This is a genomic window from Undibacterium sp. Di27W (assembly GCF_049340345.1).
Taxonomy (GTDB): Bacteria; Pseudomonadota; Gammaproteobacteria; order Burkholderiales; family Burkholderiaceae_D; genus Undibacterium.
Map to the genome: position 1 here is coordinate 158,739 of NZ_JBMPOS010000004.1, position 19,535 is coordinate 178,273.

At 51.7% G+C, this 19,535-nt stretch carries 21 protein-coding genes; 12 read left to right on the plus strand and 9 right to left on the minus strand.

What is annotated here, in order from left to right; translation table 11 throughout:
* The first annotated feature begins 306 nt into the window (after positions 1-306).
* The 4 genes from ACO0LF_RS10320 (at position 307) to ACO0LF_RS10335 (ending at position 5,458) form a co-directional block, all read left to right on the plus strand.
* Positions 307-1,218, plus strand: a complete 912-nt coding sequence (locus tag ACO0LF_RS10320; RefSeq protein ID WP_423014021.1) for an SDR family NAD(P)-dependent oxidoreductase — start codon at positions 307-309, stop codon at positions 1,216-1,218.
* Between the two features lie 335 nt (positions 1,219-1,553).
* Positions 1,554-2,498, plus strand: a complete 945-nt coding sequence (locus ACO0LF_RS10325; protein WP_423014022.1) for a hydrogen peroxide-inducible genes activator — start codon at positions 1,554-1,556, stop codon at positions 2,496-2,498.
* A 17-nt stretch (positions 2,499-2,515) separates the two neighbouring features.
* The gene (gene rimJ, locus ACO0LF_RS10330) at positions 2,516-3,061 is read left to right on the plus strand and encodes a ribosomal protein S5-alanine N-acetyltransferase (RefSeq protein ID WP_423014023.1); all 546 of its coding nucleotides are present in this window, start codon (positions 2,516-2,518) and stop codon (positions 3,059-3,061) included.
* Between the two features lie 141 nt (positions 3,062-3,202).
* The gene (locus ACO0LF_RS10335; protein WP_423014024.1) at positions 3,203-5,458 is read left to right on the plus strand and encodes a patatin-like phospholipase family protein; all 2,256 of its coding nucleotides are present in this window, start codon (positions 3,203-3,205) and stop codon (positions 5,456-5,458) included.
* Here the strand turns inward: ACO0LF_RS10335 and ACO0LF_RS10340 are convergent.
* Complete coding sequence (locus ACO0LF_RS10340; protein ID WP_423001996.1) at positions 5,431-6,219, minus strand: helix-turn-helix domain-containing protein; 789 nt, start codon at positions 6,217-6,219, stop codon at positions 5,431-5,433. The two genes, ACO0LF_RS10335 and ACO0LF_RS10340, sit on opposite strands and share 28 nt — an antisense overlap.
* A gap of 236 nt (positions 6,220-6,455) precedes the next feature.
* Between ACO0LF_RS10340 and ACO0LF_RS10345 the strand changes: the two genes are divergently transcribed.
* Complete coding sequence (locus ACO0LF_RS10345) at positions 6,456-6,692, plus strand: hypothetical protein (RefSeq protein ID WP_423014025.1); 237 nt, start codon at positions 6,456-6,458, stop codon at positions 6,690-6,692.
* A 31-nt stretch (positions 6,693-6,723) separates the two neighbouring features.
* On the opposite strand, the gene ACO0LF_RS10350 is transcribed toward ACO0LF_RS10345, so the two are convergent.
* The 4 genes from ACO0LF_RS10350 to ugpB all read right to left on the minus strand — a co-directional run bounded on the left by ACO0LF_RS10350 (position 6,724) and on the right by ugpB (position 11,030).
* Positions 6,724-7,809: a sn-glycerol-3-phosphate import ATP-binding protein UgpC gene (locus ACO0LF_RS10350; RefSeq protein WP_423014026.1), complete on the minus strand. Its 1,086-nt coding sequence runs from the start codon at positions 7,807-7,809 to the stop codon at positions 6,724-6,726.
* A 1-nt stretch (position 7,810) separates the two neighbouring features.
* A complete protein-coding gene (gene ugpE, locus ACO0LF_RS10355; RefSeq protein WP_423014027.1) occupies positions 7,811-8,662 on the minus strand; it encodes a sn-glycerol-3-phosphate ABC transporter permease UgpE in 852 nt (283 codons plus the stop codon).
* Positions 8,663-8,664: 2 nt separating this feature from the next.
* A complete protein-coding gene (ugpA, locus tag ACO0LF_RS10360; protein WP_423014028.1) occupies positions 8,665-9,546 on the minus strand; it encodes a sn-glycerol-3-phosphate ABC transporter permease UgpA in 882 nt (293 codons plus the stop codon).
* A gap of 170 nt (positions 9,547-9,716) precedes the next feature.
* Positions 9,717-11,030, minus strand: coding sequence for a sn-glycerol-3-phosphate ABC transporter substrate-binding protein UgpB (ugpB, locus tag ACO0LF_RS10365; RefSeq protein ID WP_423014029.1), 1,314 nt, complete (start codon positions 11,028-11,030; stop codon positions 9,717-9,719).
* Between the two features lie 137 nt (positions 11,031-11,167).
* Between ugpB and ubiA the strand changes: the two genes are divergently transcribed.
* The 4 genes from ubiA to ACO0LF_RS10385 all read left to right on the plus strand — a co-directional run bounded on the left by ubiA (position 11,168) and on the right by ACO0LF_RS10385 (position 13,221).
* Entirely contained in the window at positions 11,168-12,022 is an 855-nt protein-coding gene (gene ubiA / locus ACO0LF_RS10370) for a 4-hydroxybenzoate octaprenyltransferase (protein WP_423014221.1), read from the plus strand.
* Between the two features lie 112 nt (positions 12,023-12,134).
* Complete coding sequence (locus ACO0LF_RS10375; RefSeq protein WP_423001991.1) at positions 12,135-12,446, plus strand: DUF883 family protein; 312 nt, start codon at positions 12,135-12,137, stop codon at positions 12,444-12,446.
* A 3-nt stretch (positions 12,447-12,449) separates the two neighbouring features.
* Complete coding sequence (locus tag ACO0LF_RS10380) at positions 12,450-12,884, plus strand: phage holin family protein (protein WP_423014030.1); 435 nt, start codon at positions 12,450-12,452, stop codon at positions 12,882-12,884.
* Between the two features lie 10 nt (positions 12,885-12,894).
* Entirely contained in the window at positions 12,895-13,221 is a 327-nt protein-coding gene (locus tag ACO0LF_RS10385) for a YqjK family protein (protein ID WP_423014031.1), read from the plus strand.
* Between the two features lie 121 nt (positions 13,222-13,342).
* On the opposite strand, the gene proC is transcribed toward ACO0LF_RS10385, so the two are convergent.
* Together proC and ACO0LF_RS10395 are read right to left on the minus strand one after the other, a co-directional pair.
* On the minus strand, positions 13,343-14,164 hold the full coding sequence (proC, locus tag ACO0LF_RS10390; RefSeq protein WP_423014032.1) for a pyrroline-5-carboxylate reductase: 822 nt from the start codon (positions 14,162-14,164) through the stop codon (positions 13,343-13,345).
* Between the two features lies 1 nt (position 14,165).
* A complete protein-coding gene (locus tag ACO0LF_RS10395) occupies positions 14,166-14,870 on the minus strand; it encodes a YggS family pyridoxal phosphate-dependent enzyme (protein WP_423014033.1) in 705 nt (234 codons plus the stop codon).
* Between the two features lie 138 nt (positions 14,871-15,008).
* Here ACO0LF_RS10395 and ACO0LF_RS10400 point away from each other — a divergent pair, with 138 nt between their 5' ends.
* From ACO0LF_RS10400 to ACO0LF_RS10410, 3 genes are read left to right on the plus strand one after another with little or no spacing between them, the layout of a single operon-like run.
* Positions 15,009-16,052, plus strand: coding sequence for a type IV pilus twitching motility protein PilT (locus tag ACO0LF_RS10400; RefSeq protein WP_423014034.1), 1,044 nt, complete (start codon positions 15,009-15,011; stop codon positions 16,050-16,052).
* Positions 16,053-16,070: 18 nt separating this feature from the next.
* A complete protein-coding gene (locus ACO0LF_RS10405; RefSeq protein ID WP_423014035.1) occupies positions 16,071-17,207 on the plus strand; it encodes a PilT/PilU family type 4a pilus ATPase in 1,137 nt (378 codons plus the stop codon).
* On the plus strand, positions 17,204-17,686 hold the full coding sequence (locus ACO0LF_RS10410) for a glutathione peroxidase (protein WP_423014036.1): 483 nt from the start codon (positions 17,204-17,206) through the stop codon (positions 17,684-17,686). The genes ACO0LF_RS10405 and ACO0LF_RS10410 overlap by 4 nt, the downstream gene beginning before the upstream one ends.
* 5 nt (positions 17,687-17,691) lie before the next feature.
* Here ACO0LF_RS10410 and ACO0LF_RS10415 read toward each other — a convergent pair whose 3' ends face one another.
* Positions 17,692-18,228: a DUF2867 domain-containing protein gene (locus ACO0LF_RS10415; RefSeq protein ID WP_423014037.1), complete on the minus strand. Its 537-nt coding sequence runs from the start codon at positions 18,226-18,228 to the stop codon at positions 17,692-17,694.
* A gap of 3 nt (positions 18,229-18,231) precedes the next feature.
* A complete protein-coding gene (gene glcF, locus ACO0LF_RS10420) occupies positions 18,232-19,530 on the minus strand; it encodes a glycolate oxidase subunit GlcF (protein ID WP_423014038.1) in 1,299 nt (432 codons plus the stop codon).
* Positions 19,531-19,535 lie beyond the last annotated feature (5 nt).

Below are 19,535 nucleotides of genomic sequence, written 5' to 3' on the forward strand. Positions count from 1 at the left end.
GCGTGAATAAACTTTGCAGCATGCAAAGAACGCCACTGGATTCCAGCTAACCCCACGCGGGAATGACGTATCAAAGGGTTGGGTAAAATGCAAAGAAATGGCTCCGGCAAAAGCTATTCGAAAAAACTGCATCAATGTACTGGATGTCCAAACCCCCATTCGCAAATCATCGCCTCCACCCCATAGCCAAAATCACAACTACCGCCCCCACCTCATGTCAAGGTAAAATCCCCCAGAACCTAAAGACGACCAACGCATAAATGCCAAACGCACTGGCTATGTGCACACACAATATAAGGATCAGCAATGACTATAGATTTCAAAGGCCGTGTCGCCATCGTGACCGGTGCAGGTGGTGGTTTGGGGCGTGAACATGCGCTGGCGCTGGCGGCGCGTGGTGCCAAAGTGGTGGTCAATGATCTGGGTGGTGCACGTGATGGCTCTGGTGGTTCGTCCGCGGCTGCGCTGGCCGTCGTCGAAGAAATCCGTGCGGCGGGTGGTGAAGCGATAGCCAACGGCGCCTCGGTCACTGATTTCGAAGCGGTGCAAGCCATGGTGGCAGACACCATGGCGCAATGGGGGCGAATTGATATCCTCGTCAATAATGCCGGTATCTTGCGCGACAAGAGTTTTACCAAGATGGATATCGCCGACTTCAAGCTGGTGCTGGATGTGCATCTGATGGGGGCAGTGCATTGCTGCAAGGCAGTCTGGGCAATCATGACAGAGCAAAAATATGGCCGTATTGTCATGACCACTTCCTCTTCCGGTTTGTATGGCAATTTTGGCCAGTCAAATTATGGCGCTGCCAAGATGGCCTTGGTAGGTTTGATGCAAACGCTGGCGCTGGAAGGTGCGAAGTATGATATTCGTGTCAACAGCCTCGCACCAACCGCTGCAACACGCATGACTGAGAGTCTGTTCCCGGCAGAATTCCTGCAAGCCCTGCAGCCATCTGATGTCGTGCCCGCGATGCTGGTACTGGCGTCTGAGCAGGCGCCTAGCCGTGCCATCCTGTGTGCCGGTGCGGGCAGTTTTGAAGCTGCGAATATCACCCTGACCCAGGGTGTCTGGGTAGGCCGCGGTGATGATGCGCCTGAGCAACTGGCTGCACGCCTGGCAGAAGTGCGCCAGCGTGATGGTGAAGCGGTACCTGAAAGCGGCGCGGCACAAGGACATCTGGAGTTGACCAAGGCCATGAGTCAGTCTAAGGGCTGATACCGAATCCCTACTCAAATATGAGTAAGCGCTTCACTCATTCTGTAGGAGCGACTTTAGTCGCGAACGATTGACCGTATCGGGCGTTCGCGGCTAAAGCCGCTCCTACAGAGTCTGCGCTTATCCATGCTTCCCTGATCAATAATCCCGCAAACAGCCTGCAACTCATGAGGAATTTAGTTCTTGGCAGGGTATGCACCAAAATCGGTGGATATCGTATATACAGTATGCCTATCCAAAAATACTCCCCTGGTCATTGTTAAATTCAGGAAAAAATTTACGCTCTGTACAAAGCTCTTGCTGACGCTGCCCTCAGTCTGTGCCACACTAACGGCATGACACTCACAGAATTAAAATACATCGTTGCCGTAGCCCGGCAAAAGCATTTTGGCCATGCGGCAGAAGCTTGTTTTGTCGCCCAGCCTACCTTATCTGTTGCCATCAAAAAACTCGAAGATGAACTGGGCGTCACCATTTTTGAACGTGGTGGTACCGAGGTATCAACCACACCGCTGGGTGCACAAATTGTTGCCCAGGCAGAACGTGTGCTGGAACAAACCGCCGCCATCAAGGAAATTGCCAAACAAAACAAAGACCCGCTGGCTGGCCCTTTCCGCCTGGGCGTTATTTATACGATAGGCCCTTATCTGCTGCCTACCCTGGTGAAAACCATGATACAGCAGGTGCCACAAATGCCTTTGGTGCTGCAAGAGAATTTCACCGTCAAACTCATGGAATTATTGCGCCAGGGTGAGCTCGATGCTGCCATCATGGCCTTGCCTCTTCCTGATCAGGGCATGATGGTGCAACCGCTGTACGATGAACCCTTTGTCGTCGCCATGCCGCGCGACCATGCTTGGGCAGAGCGCAAGGAAGTCTCGGCTGAGGAATTGAAATCCGAGACCATGCTCTTGCTCGGCAATGGTCATTGCTTCCGCGACCAGGTGCTGGAAGTGTGTCCGGAAATGTCGCGTTACTCGACTGCCGGTGACGGCATTGCCCGTACCTTTGAAGGCTCTTCACTGGAAACCATACGCCATATGGTGGCATCTGGTATAGGCATCACGGTGTTACCTATGGCTTCAGTGCCTGATCTGGATACCAGGGATGGCATGCTGCGTTACCTGCCTTTTACTGCACCCGCACCAGACCGTCGTGTCGTGATTGCCTGGCGCAAGAGTTTTACCCGTCAGGCTGCCATAGAAGCCATACGCAAGGCCGTGCTGGCTTGCGATCTGCCTGGCGTCACCATGCTCGACGAAGCAGCTAGTACTCAATAATTTTATCCCCCTGCACGATGAACAAAGAAGCGATCGCGACCACGCGCCTGCAATTGCGGGTACTAATGCCTGAACATGCCACCATGTTGCAGGCGTATTTATTGGAAAACCGCGCTCACCTGGCTCCATGGGAGCCGGTGCGCGATGAAGATTTTTTCTCGCTGGAGAAATGCGAAGAAAGACTGCATTCCAGTTTCCGCCTGATGGAAGCAGGGCTGGCCATGCATTTTGCCGTTTGCCTGGAGCATGACATGATAGGTATTTGCAATTTCAGCAATATCGTTCGTGGTGTTTTTCATGCCTGCCATCTGGGTTATGCCATTGCAGAAAAGCAGCAAGGCCAGGGTTATATGCAAGAGGCCGTTAATGCGGGCATCACCCACATGTTCCAGCGGCAAGGCCTGCATCGCGTCATGGCGAATTATGTGCCAGAAAACCTGCGCAGCGCCGCTTTGCTGGAAAGACTGGGTTTTGAAAAAGAAGGCTATGCCAGGTCTTATCTCAAAATCAATGGTGTCTGGCGCGACCATATTTTGACTGCCCTGGTCAATTCACAGAATTAACATCATAGGCAGGAATTGGTAAATTGCTCATCCTTGCCCAGAGCGATGAGTATATACTGCGGTCTTTTGCGAAACATGCTGATGATTGTGGTCTATAGCAACAAGCCCAACTCATCACTTTTCTACAGAAAGCTTCAGTTCATGTCATTGTCCCGGATACTGGTGGTGTTTGCCTGCTTGGCAACCAGCTTTTTTACCTTTGACAGCCAGGCCCAAATAACTGGCGACACACAAAACTCCAGCACTACTACCCATGATGAGACCAAGCGTCCCAAAATCGCCCTGGTACTCTCGGGTGGTGGTGCACGCGGTTTTGCCCATATAGGTGTCTTGCGTGCCCTGCGCAAAATGCGCATACCTGTCGATATGGTGGTTGGTACCAGCATAGGTGCAGTCGTTGGTGGTGCCTATGCCTCCGGGCGCTCAGCTGATGAGCTGGAACAAATCGTCCGCGAAACCGATTGGGAAAGTGTGCTGGCCGACCGCCCAGCCCGCTATGATTTGGATTACCGTCGCAAGGAAGAAGACTTGCTGCTGCCTTCACGCATAGAATTCGCCGTCACCAAGTCTGGCGTATTCTTGCCGCCCGCCGCTGCTGGTAATGCTGCCCTGGAAAATGCACTGACCCGACTGATGCCCGAAGGCATGCGTGATCAACCCGTCAATCAACTGTCCCTGCCCTTTCTTTCTGTCGCCTCTGATTTGCTGACAGGCGACATGGTGGAGTTGAATGACACGCCCTTACTGATGACCATGCGCGCCTCGCTGGCCTTGCCCGGTGTTTTTGCACCGGTCCGCATTAAACAAAAGCTGGTTGTCGATGGTGGCCTGGTCAGCAATTTGCCAGTGGAACTGGCGCGCCGCATGGGGGCAGATATCATTATTGCCGTCAATGTAGGTACACCCCTGGCCAAGGAAAATGAACTCAATAGTGCCATCGATGTCACCAAACAAATGCTGCAAATCCTGACTGAGCAAAATGTGCAGCGTTCGATCAGGGAATTGCGCAAAACCGATGTCTTGATTGCTCCTGAATTGTCAGGCATCAGTTTTCTCGATTTTGGGCAATATCAGCAATCCATCAAGGCAGGTGAAAACGCAGCCAATAAAATGGCTATCCAGCTCAGCGCCCTGCGCGTGCCTGATGAACAATATGCCGTGTTTGAATACCAAAGGTCGAATGCTGGCCAGGCTGCACGCAGCACGGCAGACAAATTACCGCTGGCGAAGATAGAAGTAGAAGGGCCGCGCTACATCAATCCCCAGGCATTGATCGCGCAGACCGGCTTGAAGCCTGGCCAGGTGCTGTCCCAGGAGCAGATCAGGCAAGCCTCGGGCAAGTTATATGGACGTGGCGATATCGACAATATAGAAACCATCATCACGGATGACGAGGGCAAGCGCAATGTGCTCATCAAACCTTCAGAGTCAAATTCCAGCCGCAACAGACTCAGGGTAGGCCTGGAACTGACCAGTGATTTCGCTGATGAAAATCGCTTTGGCCTGAGTATCATGCATATTGCGTCTTCACTCAATAGTTATGGCGCTGAATTGCGCAGCTATGCCCGCATAGGCAGTCAACGCCAGTTGGGCACGCAATTCTGGCAACCGCTGGCCTCTGGCTCACCATGGTATATCGCCCCCTCTGTTGAATACAATGGCAGTAGCATGGACTTGTATCAAGAGGGACGCAAGAAATTGCGTGTGGGCTTACGCGGCACCCAGGCCAGTCTGAGCTTTGGACGTCAGCTTGATAACTGGGGCACTATAGAAGCGGGGGCCAGCCGTAGTTTTGGTAAGGTAGATTTCCTGCTACCAGCCGATTTCAGCCAGGATAGCTTGCGTTACTACAGCACTACCCAGTATTTGCGCTTCCGCCTCGACACCCTGGATTCGCTGGCAAATCCCAGTCGCGGTTATCTGGTGTCTTCAAGCTGGGAGCATACTCCGGCAAAAAATCCGGGAGAGCGTTCACAGGCCCAATCCCAGATTGATGCCTTGGCTGCTTTCCAGGTTGGCGAATGGGCAGGTCATTTATATGGTGAATGGAGTCGCTCAGAACGTGGCGGTGCACCCAATCCACTGGGCGGTTTCTTGCGGCTGTCTGGCACCGCAAATAACTCTTTGGAGGGCGATGCTACGGCTTTTGGCCGCTTCGTACTGGCACGCAAAATAGGTTCTTTACCTACCACCATAGGTGGTGCGATACGTACCGGATTCTCGCTGGAACTTGGCAACACTTATGGTAACGGCCACAGTCTGCGCCTGGACACCCTGAAACAGGCTGGCAGCGCCTTTGTCTCTGTCGATACCCGCTTTGGTCCACTGTTCTTCGGAGCTGGCGCGACCCGCGGCAATGGTTCTTCGCTTTATCTTTTCCTCGGCCCTATCTGGTGAGTCAGTCCTTTGACCGGCGCTGCCGCCTCCGGTCGGCGCAGCGCCGTAAAGGCTGAGAATTCCCAGGAACGGAAACCCACCAGCAAAGTAAAGCCATCACGCTCTTCTGGCCGCAGGCGACGGTCATCCTGGTGCAGGCGCGCCAGTTCAGCCGCCAGTTGCTGTATCTTTTGCACCATTTCCATGGCGCTATGCGACGAAACCCTGGCAGGGACAAAGAGCAAGGTCTCGCCTTGTCCATCAAAACTGCCAGCAAAATAATCGCCAACCACCACATCGCGGAAATATTGCTGTATCGGGCCATCGGCACGCCAGTGGAATGCGGGTGATACTTTCAGGCGATAGCGATTCAGCGGGCGCAGTTCTATGACATCGAGCTTATCGAGAGCAATCAGATGCAGCACGCATTCGGCTTCTGAAAGATGATAAGTTTCTATGATTTGCTCCAGTGTCCAGTGCCCCAGGCAACAAATCGCCACCAGCAATAATTTGGGGTCAGTCATCAGCGACTGCTCTTGCGCCAGGCTCAGGGTATCGGCATGCGGCGTGACATCGGCAGCCTGGCGCAGGACATCTTCCATGGCGATGCCAGATGCCTTGCAAATCTCAGCCAGACGCGACAGGCTCATATCCTTTTGGCCAAACATGCGCTTCATGCTGGATTCACTCATGCCTATGCGCTCTGCCAGCATTTTGTAAGTCACACCTGCGGCACGCAACTCTGAGCGCAAGACTTTCAAGACCAATTCTGGTGAACTCATGAATACTTCCCGGCTAAATGTGAAATTTTGCAAATAGTACCGCATTTTAATACCAAAAATACTGAATAACGATGCCTTCAGCAATTTTCTGGTACGTTTTTTTAATTATTGCGACACTTCGACCTGCAAAAGCTGTGCGAAGTTCAATAACAGGACATTAAGACTCTTTAATAGTGTTATGTAACGCCTAAGCTGGCCATCTCTTCAATGCATACATCAGTCTGGAGTACACAGGAATGGGAACAAGTAGTGACACAACTATCACTGGTGATACAGTAAAGAGATATGCCATTGCAATACTTTTGACCCTGACTGTATTTGGCCTGGGTTATCTGTGCGGCCAGAACACTGCGCATGCCGCCCCGTCCCTGGACAAAGCCAGCAGACTCAGCAGCCCACCCAGCCGCGCCAGTGCGCGCCCGGAATCTTTGCAACAGCAGCGACAGCAACGCAAAGCTGCGCTGATAGTTTAGTGAAAGTGTAGTGAATTAATCTATTCAACATTTAATCTGTTGAAATACGTTTATTGGTAACAGGATCAAACCAATGCACGACGTCGGCTGCAAAGCCAGCCGTCGTTCGCTGTCCCGCCTCTACCGCTGTACCTGCGGGTGTGCGAATCACCATGGACTGGCCGCCGCACAAGCCATGCACCAGCAAATCTGCGCCCAGTGACTCAACCAGTTGCACGTCCAGTGGCAAGCCTGGCATGCCTATGAACAAATGTTCCGGGCGTACACCCAGTATCAATTCACGATTGGCGACGCGCTCTGCTTCGCTTTGCACCAAAGGCAATGACACCAGCGCCTGACCTATCTGCATCTGCCTGCCATTTTCTGTGAGTTTGCCACGCAAGAGATTCATCGGCGGTGAACCGATGAAGCTGGCGACAAAGGTGGTGGCTGGTGTCGCATACACTTCTGCCGGTGTACCTATCTGTTCTGCCACTCCGCCGTTCATGACTATCATGCGCTGGCCCAGGGTCATGGCCTCGACCTGATCATGGGTGACATACAGGCTGGTGGTACCAAGTGCCTTGTGCAGGCGCTGGATTTCCAGGCGCATTTGCACCCGCAATTTAGCATCCAGATTCGATAGTGGCTCATCAAACAAAAATACTGCTGGCTCCCTGACGATGGCACGCCCCATGGCGACGCGCTGGCGCTGACCGCCTGAGAGTTGGCGCGGCGTCCTGTCCAGCAATGCACCGAGCTCCAGTATCTGCGCGGCTTTTTGTACCCTGGTCTCAATATCGGCTTTGGAAAAGCCGCGTATCTTCAAGCCATAGGCCATGTTCTGGTACACGCTCATGTGCGGGTACAGGGCATAGTTCTGGAACACCATGGCGATATCCCTGTCCTTGGGCTCCAGATTATTGACTACCCTGTCGCCAATGACGATATCGCCAGAAGTGATTTCTTCCAGCCCCGCGACCATGCGCAAGAGCGTCGATTTGCCGCAGCCAGAAGGGCCAACCATGACGATGAATTCGCCATGCCTGATATCCATGGAAATGCCATGGATGACAGCAACGGCTTTATCGCCCTTGCCGTAAGTTTTGGTAACGTTTTTAAAATGTAGTTGTGCCATACTATTTTTCGGAATCTACCAAACCTTTAACAAACCATTTTTGCATGATGACCACCACCAGCCCCGGCGGCAACATCGCCAGCAGCAAAGTCGCCATCACCATATTCCATTCAACTGCAGCATCACCGCCAGCAATCATGCGCTTGATGCCGACACCTATGGGGTACATATTCTGTTCTGTCGAGACCAGCAAGGGCCAGAGGTATTGGTTCCAGCCATAGATGAACATGATGACGAACAGGGCAATCACATTGGTGCGCGATAGCGGCCACAGAATATCCTTGAAGAAGCGCAAGGGGCCAGCACCATCGATGCGCGCGGCTTCTGCCAACTCGTCAGGTACAGTTAAAAAGAATTGCCTGAACAAGAAGGTCGCTGTCGCCGAGGCGATTAGTGGCACTGTCAAACCTGCATAGCTATTGAGCATGGACAAATCGGACACCACTTTATAAGTCGGGCTGATACGCACCTCGACAGGCAACATCAGGGTGACAAAAATCATCCAGAAAAACAGTGTGCGGCCAGGGAAGCGAAAATACACCAGCGCGAAAGCCGACAGCATGGAAATCGAAATCTTGCCAATAGCGATCATCAACGCAGATACCAGGCTGACCCACATCATGCGCCCCACCGGACTGCTGGTGACATTGCCTGAGGTACCGCTTCCCAGTACTGCTTGCAGATTGACCCAGAGCTGGTCACCCGGGATCAGGGACATGGGGGCCAGGGCAGATTGTTCAGCCGTCTGGGTAGCGGCAACAAAGGCGACATAGATGGGAAAAGCCACCAGGCTGACACCAAGTATCAGGATAAAGTGACTGAACATGCCCAGAAAAGGTCGGCGTTCTATCATGCTTAATACTGCACTTTCTTTTCTATGTATTTGAATTGCAGCACAGTCAGGACGATGACGATGCTCATCAATATGACGGACTGGGCGGCAGCACTGCCAAGATCGCCACCTTTGAAACCATCATTGAACACTTTGAATACCAGGATCTCGGTATCCTTGCCAGGGCCGCCCTGGGTAGTCGCTTCAACAATGGCAAAAGTATCAAAAAAGGCGTAGACGATATTCACCACCAGCAAGAAGAAAGTGGTTGGTGTCAGCAGTGGGAAGACGATGGTGAAGAAACGCTTCCATGGTCCAGCACCATCTATCGCTGCCGCTTCTATCAAAGACTTGGGTATGGACTGCAAACCCGCGAGGAAGAATAAAAAGTTATAGCTGATCTGCTTCCAGACCGCAGCCAGGACAATCAATATCATCGCATGGCGGCCATTCAAGAGATTATTCCACTCAATGCCAAAATGGCGCAAACCATGCGCAACGATACCCAGCGTAGGATTGAGCAAGAACATCCACAACACGCCGACAACAACCGGCGACACTGCATATGGCCAGATCAGCATGGTCTTGTAGATGGAGCTGCCCCGGACTACCCTGTCAGCAAAAACCGCCAGCAATAAAGACAGGCTAAGTCCCAGCACAGCTACCAGGCTGGAAAACAGGGCCGTGGTCTTGAAGGCCGCCAGATACGTCTCATCGGCAAACAGGGACTTGAAATTATCAAACCAGACAAACTGCGTAGACATGCCAAAGGCATCCTGCAACAAGACGGATTGATACAGGGCCTGCACAGCAGGCCAGAAAAAAAACAGCACCGTTACCAGTAACTGCGGCAAGAGCAACAGATAAGGCAACCAGGCCGAACGAAACCGCGCACGCTTTTCCAAAAAAACCTCTAATGAATATTTTAAAACCGGAAAGCTCACCACAGAGACACAGAGACACAGAGAAGAACAAGAGGAAAGCAAGTCGAACAAAGAAATGTGATGCCTTTGTTTTTCTCTGTGTCCTCTGTGCCCCCTCTGTGTCTCTGTGTTGAGAGGTCTTGATCTTGACTTTATTTATTCGCTTTTTCGAAGCGATCCAGCAATTCATTGCCACGCAAAACAGCATTATCCAGGGCGGCCTTGGCTGATTTTTTGCCGCTCCAGACGGACTCCAGTTCTTCATCCATGATAGTGCGTATCTGTACAAAACTGCCCAGGCGTATGCCGCGGGATTTGTCTGTGGTCTTGACGATCATTTGCTGGACGGCGACGCCGGGGCCTGGTGTTTTCTCATAAAAACCAGACTTCCTGGTCATCTCATAGGCGGCACTGGTGATCGGCAGGTAACCGGTTTCCTGATGCCATTTGGCCTGCACTTCTGGCTGCGAAAGAAATTTATAGAACTTGGCGACGCCCTTGTATTCTTCGGTCTTTTTGCCATTCATGCTCCATAGCGAAGCACCACCTATGATGGTATTTTGCGGTGCGCCTTTGACGTCAGAATAATATGGCAGCGGTGCAACAGCGAATTTGAACTTGGCATTCTTGGCGATATTGCCATAGGCTGAGCTGGATGAAGTCAGCATGCCGCATTCACCAGAATAGAATTTGGCTTCCGGCTCATTCTTGCGACCAGCATAAGTGAAGTAACCTTGCTTGGCCCAGTTTTCCAGGTTTTCTATATGGCGTACATGCAGGGGGCTATTAAATGTCAGGCGTGCATCAAGGCCGCCAAAGCCATTGCCCTTGGAAGCAAACTCCACATTGTGCCAGGCTGAGAAACTTTCCAGGTGCACCCAGGTTTGCCAGCCAGTTGTATAGGCGCATTTTTCGCCACTGGCTTTCAATCGGGCTGCAGCCGCAACCACTTCTTGCCAGGTTGCCGGTGCCTTGTTGGGGTCCATGCCTGCTTTGGCAAACATATCCTTATTATAGTAAAACACCGTGGTTGAGCTATTGAAGGGGAAGGACAGCATTTCCCCCTTGGGTGAAGTGTAATAACCCGCTACTGCTGGCACATAGACGGAGGCATCGAATTTTTCACCTGCGACTTTCATGACTTCAGATACTGGTTTGACCGCCCCCTTGGCATACATCATGGTGGCAGTACCGACTTCAAATACCTGCAAGATATGTGGCGCATTGCCAGCACGGAAGGCAGCTATGCCTGCAGCCAGTGCTTCGTCATAATTGCCTTTGTAAACAGCCGTGACCTTGTATTCACTCTGGCTTTTATTGAATTGATCTGCCAGTGCAGTGACCCGGTCACCGAGTGCGCCGGTCATGGAATGCCACCAGCTTATCTCTGTCACAGCATGGGCGGAGCCAGCAAAGCTCATCAATACGGCGGCACTGGCCCAAGCCAGTTTGGTATGCAATTTCATAAATGGTCCTGAGAAGAGCTGACAGTCATATTGATATATGAGAATTTCGCTACGATAGCATTCCACCCCACCCTATGTATAGATAACACTTATAATTCTGCCATGAGTAACAACAAAGCTTAATCATGAATTTCTTGCTGACACGCCTGGGCTGGTATATCAAACTGGTCAGGCTGCATAAACCCATAGGCATACTTTTATTGCTCTGGCCTACTCTGGCGGCTTTGTGGATAGCTTCGAATGGGCAACCGGGCTGGCAACTGGTATTGATTTTCAGCCTGGGTACGGCGCTTATGCGTTCGGCTGGTTGTGCCATCAATGATTATGCCGATCGTGATTTTGACCGCCATGTCAAACGCACGGCCGAGAGACCGCTGACCAGTGGCAAGATTTCTGGCAAAGAAGCCGTGGGCGTAGCCGTGGTGTTGTCGCTGATTTCCTACTGCCTGATCCTGCCTTTGAATGGTTTGACCAAGATGCTGTCGGTAGTGGCGGTGGTTGTAGCGGGCAGCTATCCTTATTTCAAGCGTTTTTTTGCCATTCCCCAGGCGTATCTGGGCATAGCCTTTGGTTTTGGCATACCCATGGCTTTTGCTGCCGTGCAAAATACCGTACCGATGACAGCCTGGTTACTGTTGCTGGCCAATGTATTCTGGGCAGTCGCCTATGATACTGAGTACGCCATGGTAGACCGGGACGATGATATAAAAATAGGCATCAAGACTTCAGCCATCACTTTTGGTCAGTACGATGTGTTTGCCGTTATGCTGTGCTATGCCCTCAGTTTTATCCTGATCACCCTGGTGGGCTGGGAACATGGTTTGCGTGGCTATTTCCTGCTGGGCATGGGGGTGGCTGTGTTGTTCGCAATCTATCATTACCAGTTGATACGGGGGCGCGAGCGCATGGCTTGTTTTGCCGCATTCAATAATAACAATTGGCTGGGCGCCGCAATCTTCGCTGGCATTGCCATTGACTATGCAGTAAAGTAAGCCCATAGATTGCTAATTTCTTAATGCACTGGCTTACTCTTGTATTTGCGCAAATTAGCCCCATACTTTTTGAGTAAATTGAAATTCTCTTATTAACCACAAAGGATGAATCATGAGTACAGTAGACGAACATAGAGAACAATTGATGAACGACTTGCATCTGGTCATCCGTGATGCCGAAGAACTCTTGAAAAATACTGAACAGCAAAGCAGTGAAGGCTTTCAGTCTGCCAAAGCACGCTTTGAAAAAACCCTGAGAAATGCCAAGGCTGAAGTTGAACGCATAGAAGACTTGGTCGTGACCCGCACCAAGGAAGCTGCCAAAGCAACAGATGTCTACGTCAAGGAAAATCCCTGGCAATCAGCCGGTATCGCTGCCGGTGTTGGTTTGCTGGTAGGCTTGCTCATCGGCCGCAGCCGATAAGCAATGGCCATCAGTGACTCGCTGAGACAAGTTGCCGCTACCCTGGGCAATCTTGTCCACACCCGCCTGGAACTGGCTGCAGTAGAACTGGAAGAAGAGCTGGCACGCTTTTCTTCTGGCCTGCTGTGGTCATTGTCGGCGCTGTTTTTTGCCGGTATTGCCATCTTGCTGGCGATACTGACTGTCATTGCCGCATTTTGGGATACTCACCGCTATGCCGTATTGCTAGGCTTAATTGCGCTGTTCACTTCCCTGTCTCTGGGCATAGCGCTGTGGCTACGCAATCAATTCAACAACAAACCAGGTTTTCTGTCGCACAGTCTGGCTGAATTGAAAAAGGACGCTGCCGCCATGCGCAGTACTGAAAGTACTGATAGCGCGGATGGTGCAGTTACCTCAGTTAGCTCTATGAGTATTGATAACGGCAAGAAGGATTAAGGAACAGACCATGAGCCACCTGGGAAGACTGGTCTTGCGACGTCAAGCCTTATTATTGAAAATCCAGGCAGAACGCAGCCTGATGGCAATACATTGCCAGGAGTTCAAAGAATCCATAGGCATGGTCGGCGTCGCAACAGGCATGCTGAGCAAGGCCGGGCAGATTGCCCGTCAGCGCCCGCTACTGGGTGGGCTAGCCATTGCTGCCTTGTTTATACTCAAACCCAGACGGATATTTTCTTTTGCCAGATCCGCTTTGCTGGGCTGGGAAACCTGGCGCAGCGTCGCTGGCATAGTGCAACGCATGCGCACGGATGTTAGTGATACCAGCAATTAAGTAGCTGAACTAAATAGCTATTTAAGCTATTCAGCCAGACAAGCCAAAGTCATTAAGCACGCAGGCTTATCGAGGTAAGCCGCATTGACTAGTCTTGCGCGACCGGTCAGTTCAGCCAGTTTTATGATTGCTCATCCTTGCCAAACTCATCCCCCAGCTCTTTACCCCTGGCCGCCGCCGCCTTGATGGCATTGACGATGGATTGTTTGACACCGGCATTTTCCATACTGCTCAAGGCTGCATAAGTGGTGCCGCCCTTTGAAGTGACACGTTCCCGCAAGATCGCCACTGGCTCAGTTGCTTGTGTCGCCAGTTGCGCGGCGCCAGTAAAAGTCGCCATCGCCAGTTGCAAGCCTTGCTCAGGGCTCAGGCCCAGCTCTGTCGCTGCCTCTTGCATGGCTTCAATAAAATAAAATACATAGGCAGGGCCACTGCCGGATACTGCGGTTACTGCATCAAGCAAGCTTTCATCGTCCAGCCAGGTAGTGGCACCCACAGCCTGCATGATGTGCTCGGCCATTTGTTTTTGCCCGGCACTGACACCAGCCAGGGCAAACAAGCCTGTCATGCCCTGAGCGATGAGTGCAGGCGTATTGGGCATGGTGCGGACAATTTTTTCATAGCCGCCCAGCCAGCGCGCCATATCCGTAGCGCGTATGCCAGCAGCAATGGAAATCAGCAATTGCTGGTCCAGATAAGCTGCCAGCCCTTGCACCACTGCACGCAATTGCTGGGGTTTCACCGCCAGGATAATCGCATCCATCTGCGCCAGCCTGGCATCAGCGGCGAGTGCTGTTGTTACGCCAAAGTCACTGGTGAGCTTGTCCAGTGAAGCCTGGTTCACATCAATGACATGTATATGTTCAGCTGTGGTCAGATTTTTAAGCAAGCCACCAATCAGGGCATTGGCCATGTTGCCACCGCCTATGAAGGCGATTTTCATCTTATTTTGCATAGTTGCGGTTTCCAAAAATGGCGGTTCCTATTCTCAGCATGGTGCTGCCTTCGGCGATGGCCGCATGCATGTCTGCACTCATGCCCATGGACAGAGTATCCAGGGCGATACCCGCAGCCTGTATGTGCTCACTTAATAACTTTAACTGGCGAAAAGCCTGTCTTTGTACCTGCTCATCATCACTGGCTTCAGGCACGGCCATCAGGCCACGCAAGTGCAAGCCTGGCAGTGCCACGATTTTTTGCGCCAGCGCCACAGCTTCCTTAGGCAAAACACCGCTCTTGCTGGCCTCACCGCTGATATTAACTTGCAAACAAATATTCAGGGCTGGCATATCTGCCGGTCTTTGTTCCGACAGGCGCTGAGCGATTTTTTCCCTGTCGACTGAATGCACCCAGGCAAAATGCTCGGCAATTGGGCGCGTCTTGTTGCTTTGTATGGGACCGATAAAATGCCATTCGAGTTGAAGTTGCGGCTTTTTTACCTGTACTTCCTGCATCTTCTCCAAAGCTTCTTGCAGATAATTTTCACCAAAACAGTGCTGGCCAGCCTCTGCGGCTGCTATGACAGCATCCGCAGTAAAGGTCTTGGATACGGCCAACAGGCGTAGTTGTTGCGGGTCGCGCCCGCTGGCAAGGGCCGCAGCGCGGATATCGGCAGTTACGGCTTGCCAGTTGTCAGAAATTGAGGACATAATCAGTAACCAAAAATCTATCTAATTCGTTGTGAACTTCTGGTAAAACTCCCACCCACAGCTTAATATGGCTTTTATCGCGCTTTGAAGCGGCTTACCTACCCATAATCAACAACGATTTCATTACCGGAATTATAAATGGACATTTCAGAACTGTTGGCGTTCTCCGTCAAGAACAATGCCTCCGACTTACACTTATCTTCCGGCTTGCCGCCCATGATACGGGTACATGGCGACGTCAGGCGTATTAATTTGCCGCCCCTGGAGCATAAAGATGTGCATGAGTTAATCTATGACATCATGAATGACTCCCAGCGCAAAGCCTATGAAGACACGCTGGAGTGTGACTTCTCCTTCTCCATCCCTGGTCTGGCACGCTTCCGTGTGAATGCGTTTAACCAGGAGCGTGGTGCCGCTGCCGTTATGCGTACCATTCCTTCCAAGATTTTGTCCCTGGAACAGTTGAATACGCCCAAGATTTTCGCTGAACTGGCCTTGAAACCACGTGGCCTGGTACTGGTGACTGGCCCTACCGGCTCGGGTAAATCAACCACCCTGGCTGCCATGGTGAACCATCTCAACGAACACGAATATGGCCATATCCTGACCGTAGAAGACCCAATAGAATTTGTGCATGAATCCAAAAAATGCCTGATCAACCAGCGTGAAGTCGGCCCGCACACCATGTCTTTCAACAACGCGCTGCGCTCTGCTCTGCGTGAAGATCCTGATGCCATCCTGGTGGGTGAGTTGCGTGATCTGGAAACCATACGCCTGGCCTTGACTGCTGCAGAAACCGGTCACTTGGTATTCGGCACACTGCATACCTCCTCTGCTGCAAAAACCATCGATCGTATTGTCGACGTTTTCCCGGCGGAAGAAAAAGAAATGGTGCGTTCGATGTTGTCAGAGTCCCTGCAGGCAGTCATCTCGCAAACTCTGCTGAAAACCAAGGATGGTTCTGGCCGTGTGGCAGCACATGAAATCATGCTGGGTACACCAGCGATACGTAATCTGATCCGCGAAGCCAAGATCGCCCAGATGTATTCATCGATACAAACTGGTAGCAACCTCGGCATGCAAACCCTGGACCAAAATCTGACAGAACTGGTACGCCGCAATGTCATCTCGGTAGGAACTGCACGCGGTGCAGCCAAACAGCCAGACAATTTCCCAGGCTAATAGATCAAAGGATAAAAAATGGAACGCGATCAGGCCACCAAATTCATGAACGATTTGCTGAGACTCATGCTCAGCAAAAACGGTTCAGACTTGTTTATTACTGCAGACTTTCCTCCTGCATTCAAAATCGATGGACGGGTAACACCAGTCTCGAATCAACCCTTGTCACCAGCGCATACTGTCGACCTTGCCCGTTCCATCATGAACGACAAGCAATCCTCAGAATTTGAATCGACCAAGGAATGTAATTTCGCGATCAGCCCTGCAGGTTTGGGACGTTTCCGCGTCTCGGCCTTTATGCAACAGGGCCGCGTAGGTCTGGTATTGCGGACGATTACTACAGCCATTCCAAAACTGGAAGACCTGGGGCTGCCAGAAAACCTCAAAGAAATCGCCATGACCAAACGTGGTCTGGTCATCATGGTGGGTGCTACCGGCTCAGGTAAATCAACTTCGCTGGCGGCCATGCTGGGTTACAGGAATGCGAATAGCTATGGTCACATCATCACGATTGAAGACCCGATAGAATATGTGCATCCACATATGAATTGCATCATCACCCAGCGTGAGATTGGCATTGATACTGAAGACTGGGGTGCGGCGCTGAAAAACTCCTTGCGCCAGGCACCCGATGTTATCCAGATCGGCGAGATACGTGACCGTGAAACCATGGACTTTGCCGTTGCCTTTGCAGAAACTGGCCATCTTTGCCTGGCTACCCTGCATGCCAACAGCTCCAACCAGGCGCTCGACCGTATCATCAACTTCTTCCCGGAAGAACGCCGCGCCCAGTTGCTGATGGATTTGTCGCTGAACTTGAAGGCGGTTATTTCCCAGCGCCTGGTGCCATTGAAGGGCCGCAAGGGTCGTGCAGCCGCGGTGGAAATCATGCTCAATACGCCACTGGTGTCTGACCTGATCTTTAAAGGTGCGGTGCATGAGATCAAAGAGATCATGAAAAAATCCCGGGAACTGGGCATGCAGACTTTTGATCAATCGCTGTTTGATTTGCATGAAGCTGACGAGATCACTTATGAGGATGCCTTGCGCAATGCCGACTCTGTCAATGAGTTGCGCCTGGCCATCATGTTGAGAGGCAAAGATGCCAAAGACAGGGACTTGACCGCTGGCACCAAACACCTGGGCATCGTATGAGTGCGCTCGCTTTCCAGGCCAATAATCTGCAGGGTGAGCCTGTCGATCTCAAGCAATATGCAGGCAAGGTATTGCTGATTGTGAATACCGCCAGCAATTGCGGTTTCACGCCGCAGTATAAAGGTCTGGAAGCGATCTACCAGCAATTCAAGGACAAGGGTGTGGAAGTACTGGGCTTTCCCTGCAACCAGTTTGGTCATCAGGAACCTGGCTCTGCGGGAGAAATTGGCGCTTTCTGTGAAAAGAATTTTGGTGTGACCTTCCCTTTGTTTGACAAAATCGATGTCAACGGCGACAAGGCTCACCCCTTGTTCCAGCACCTCAAAAGCCAGGCTCCTGGCTTATTGGGTAGCCAGTCCATCAAATGGAATTTCACCAAGTTCCTGGTCAAAAAAGATGGCACGGTATTCAAGCGCTATGCGCCACAGACTGCGCCCAAAGATTTGCTGGATGATATAGAAAAGCTGCTGGCTGAATAATCAAATTATAAACGCCCTGCCAGCATTGCCTGTCGTATCAGGTACTTTACACCCCAGCGATGAAAAGGGCGTATTAGTTGTATATAAGCTCGCCCATACCAGTTGTGACAGATGCAGACCGTTGATACTACAATAGCAACGGTCTGCTGCTCTTGTACACGTACAATCGAAAGCCGGAAATCCAGATGGCTGTTGTCGCGCCCGGCAACCAGTTCTTCTGAACTCAAATAAAAGATAGGCCATGCGCCTATTTTCTCGCCCACTTTATAATCTGATCGCATGCGTGGATGCATGATTTCTGTCTTGTCTGGTACGGCAATGCCGAACATGGACATCAGGTAATTACGGCCCAGCATGATGAACTTCATCCATGTTGGCCTGTGCATGAAAATCGCGTGAAACGCATCGCAAACTGTCAATTCGCAATGAGCAGGCTCAGCTCTGTACGAATCGCGATAATAGGCTGCATGCACGAGCTCGGGCATCAACACACTTTGCTGTGGATGTCCGCATTCGCTGAGAAGTGCACGCTGGCCGGACATACATCACTCGGTTTTCTCAGTTTCATTCACAACAATTGATGTGCTGCCCGCTTCAGGCAAATTCTGACTTACCGTAGAGTCCTGCAATGCCCGGTCTATGAGTTCTATCCAGTGCTGTACCGGCAGTTCTGTACCTGATTGCAAATGCGTGAGGCAACCTATATTCGCTGACAAGATCATCTCTGCATCGGTTGCCTCCAGATTGCGTAATTTATTATCGCGCAACTGATAAGAAAGTTTCGGCTGCAAGACAGAATAAGTACCTGCTGAACCACAGCATAAATGGCTGTCGGCGCACAGCTTCACGTCTACACCTATCGCCGTCAACAGACCTTCGACCTTGCCACGTATTTGCTGGCCGTGTTGCAGGGTGCACGGCGGATGCCAGGCGATGCGCTTGCTCAGTTTGCCTTGCAGGCTTTGCACCAGTTGTGACTGAAATTCTGGCAAAATTTCACTGAGGTCACGGGTCAGCATGGATATCTTTCCTGCCTTGCCTGCATAGGCTGCATCATGCGCCAGCAGATGACCATATTCTTTTACCGTGGCACCACAGCCAGAGGCGGTCATGACGATGGCTTCTACACCGGCTTCCACATATGGCCACCAGGCATCGATATTCTGGCGCATATCATTGAGACCATCTTCATGCTCATTCAGGTGATAGCGTATGGCACCGCAGCAACCGGCCTTGGGAGCAATCTGCAATTGCACGCCCATGGCATCCAAAACCCTGGCAGTGGCAGCATTGATATTCGGTGACATGGCAGGTTGCACGCAACCGTCCAGCAAGAGCATCTTGCGGGCATGTTCAGTTTGCGGCCATTGCCCCGCATCTTGCGCGACCGGCACTTTATTTTGCAAGGACCTGGGCAAGACAGCGCGCAGGCTTTGCCCCAGCTTCATCGCCGGATTGAATATCCATTTGCGCGGCAACACGGCTTTGAGAGCGGCACGGTTAAGCTTTTGGAACAGCGGGCGGCCTACCTGTTTTTCGACTATCTGGCGGCCTATATCGACCAGGCGACCATATTGCACACCAGAGGGGCAGGTGGTTTCGCAATTGCGGCAAGTCAGGCAGCGGTCCAGATGTTGCTGGGTTTTGACTGTCGCAGGTTTGCCTTCCAGGACCTGTTTGATGAGATAGATGCGGCCACGCGGACCATCAAGCTCATCACCGAGTAATTGATAAGTCGGGCAAGTGGCTGTACAAAATCCGCAATGCACACACTTGCGCAAGATATCTTCAGCCTCTTTGCCTTCGCGTGTGTCTTTGATGAAATCAGCGAGATTGGTTTGCATTATCT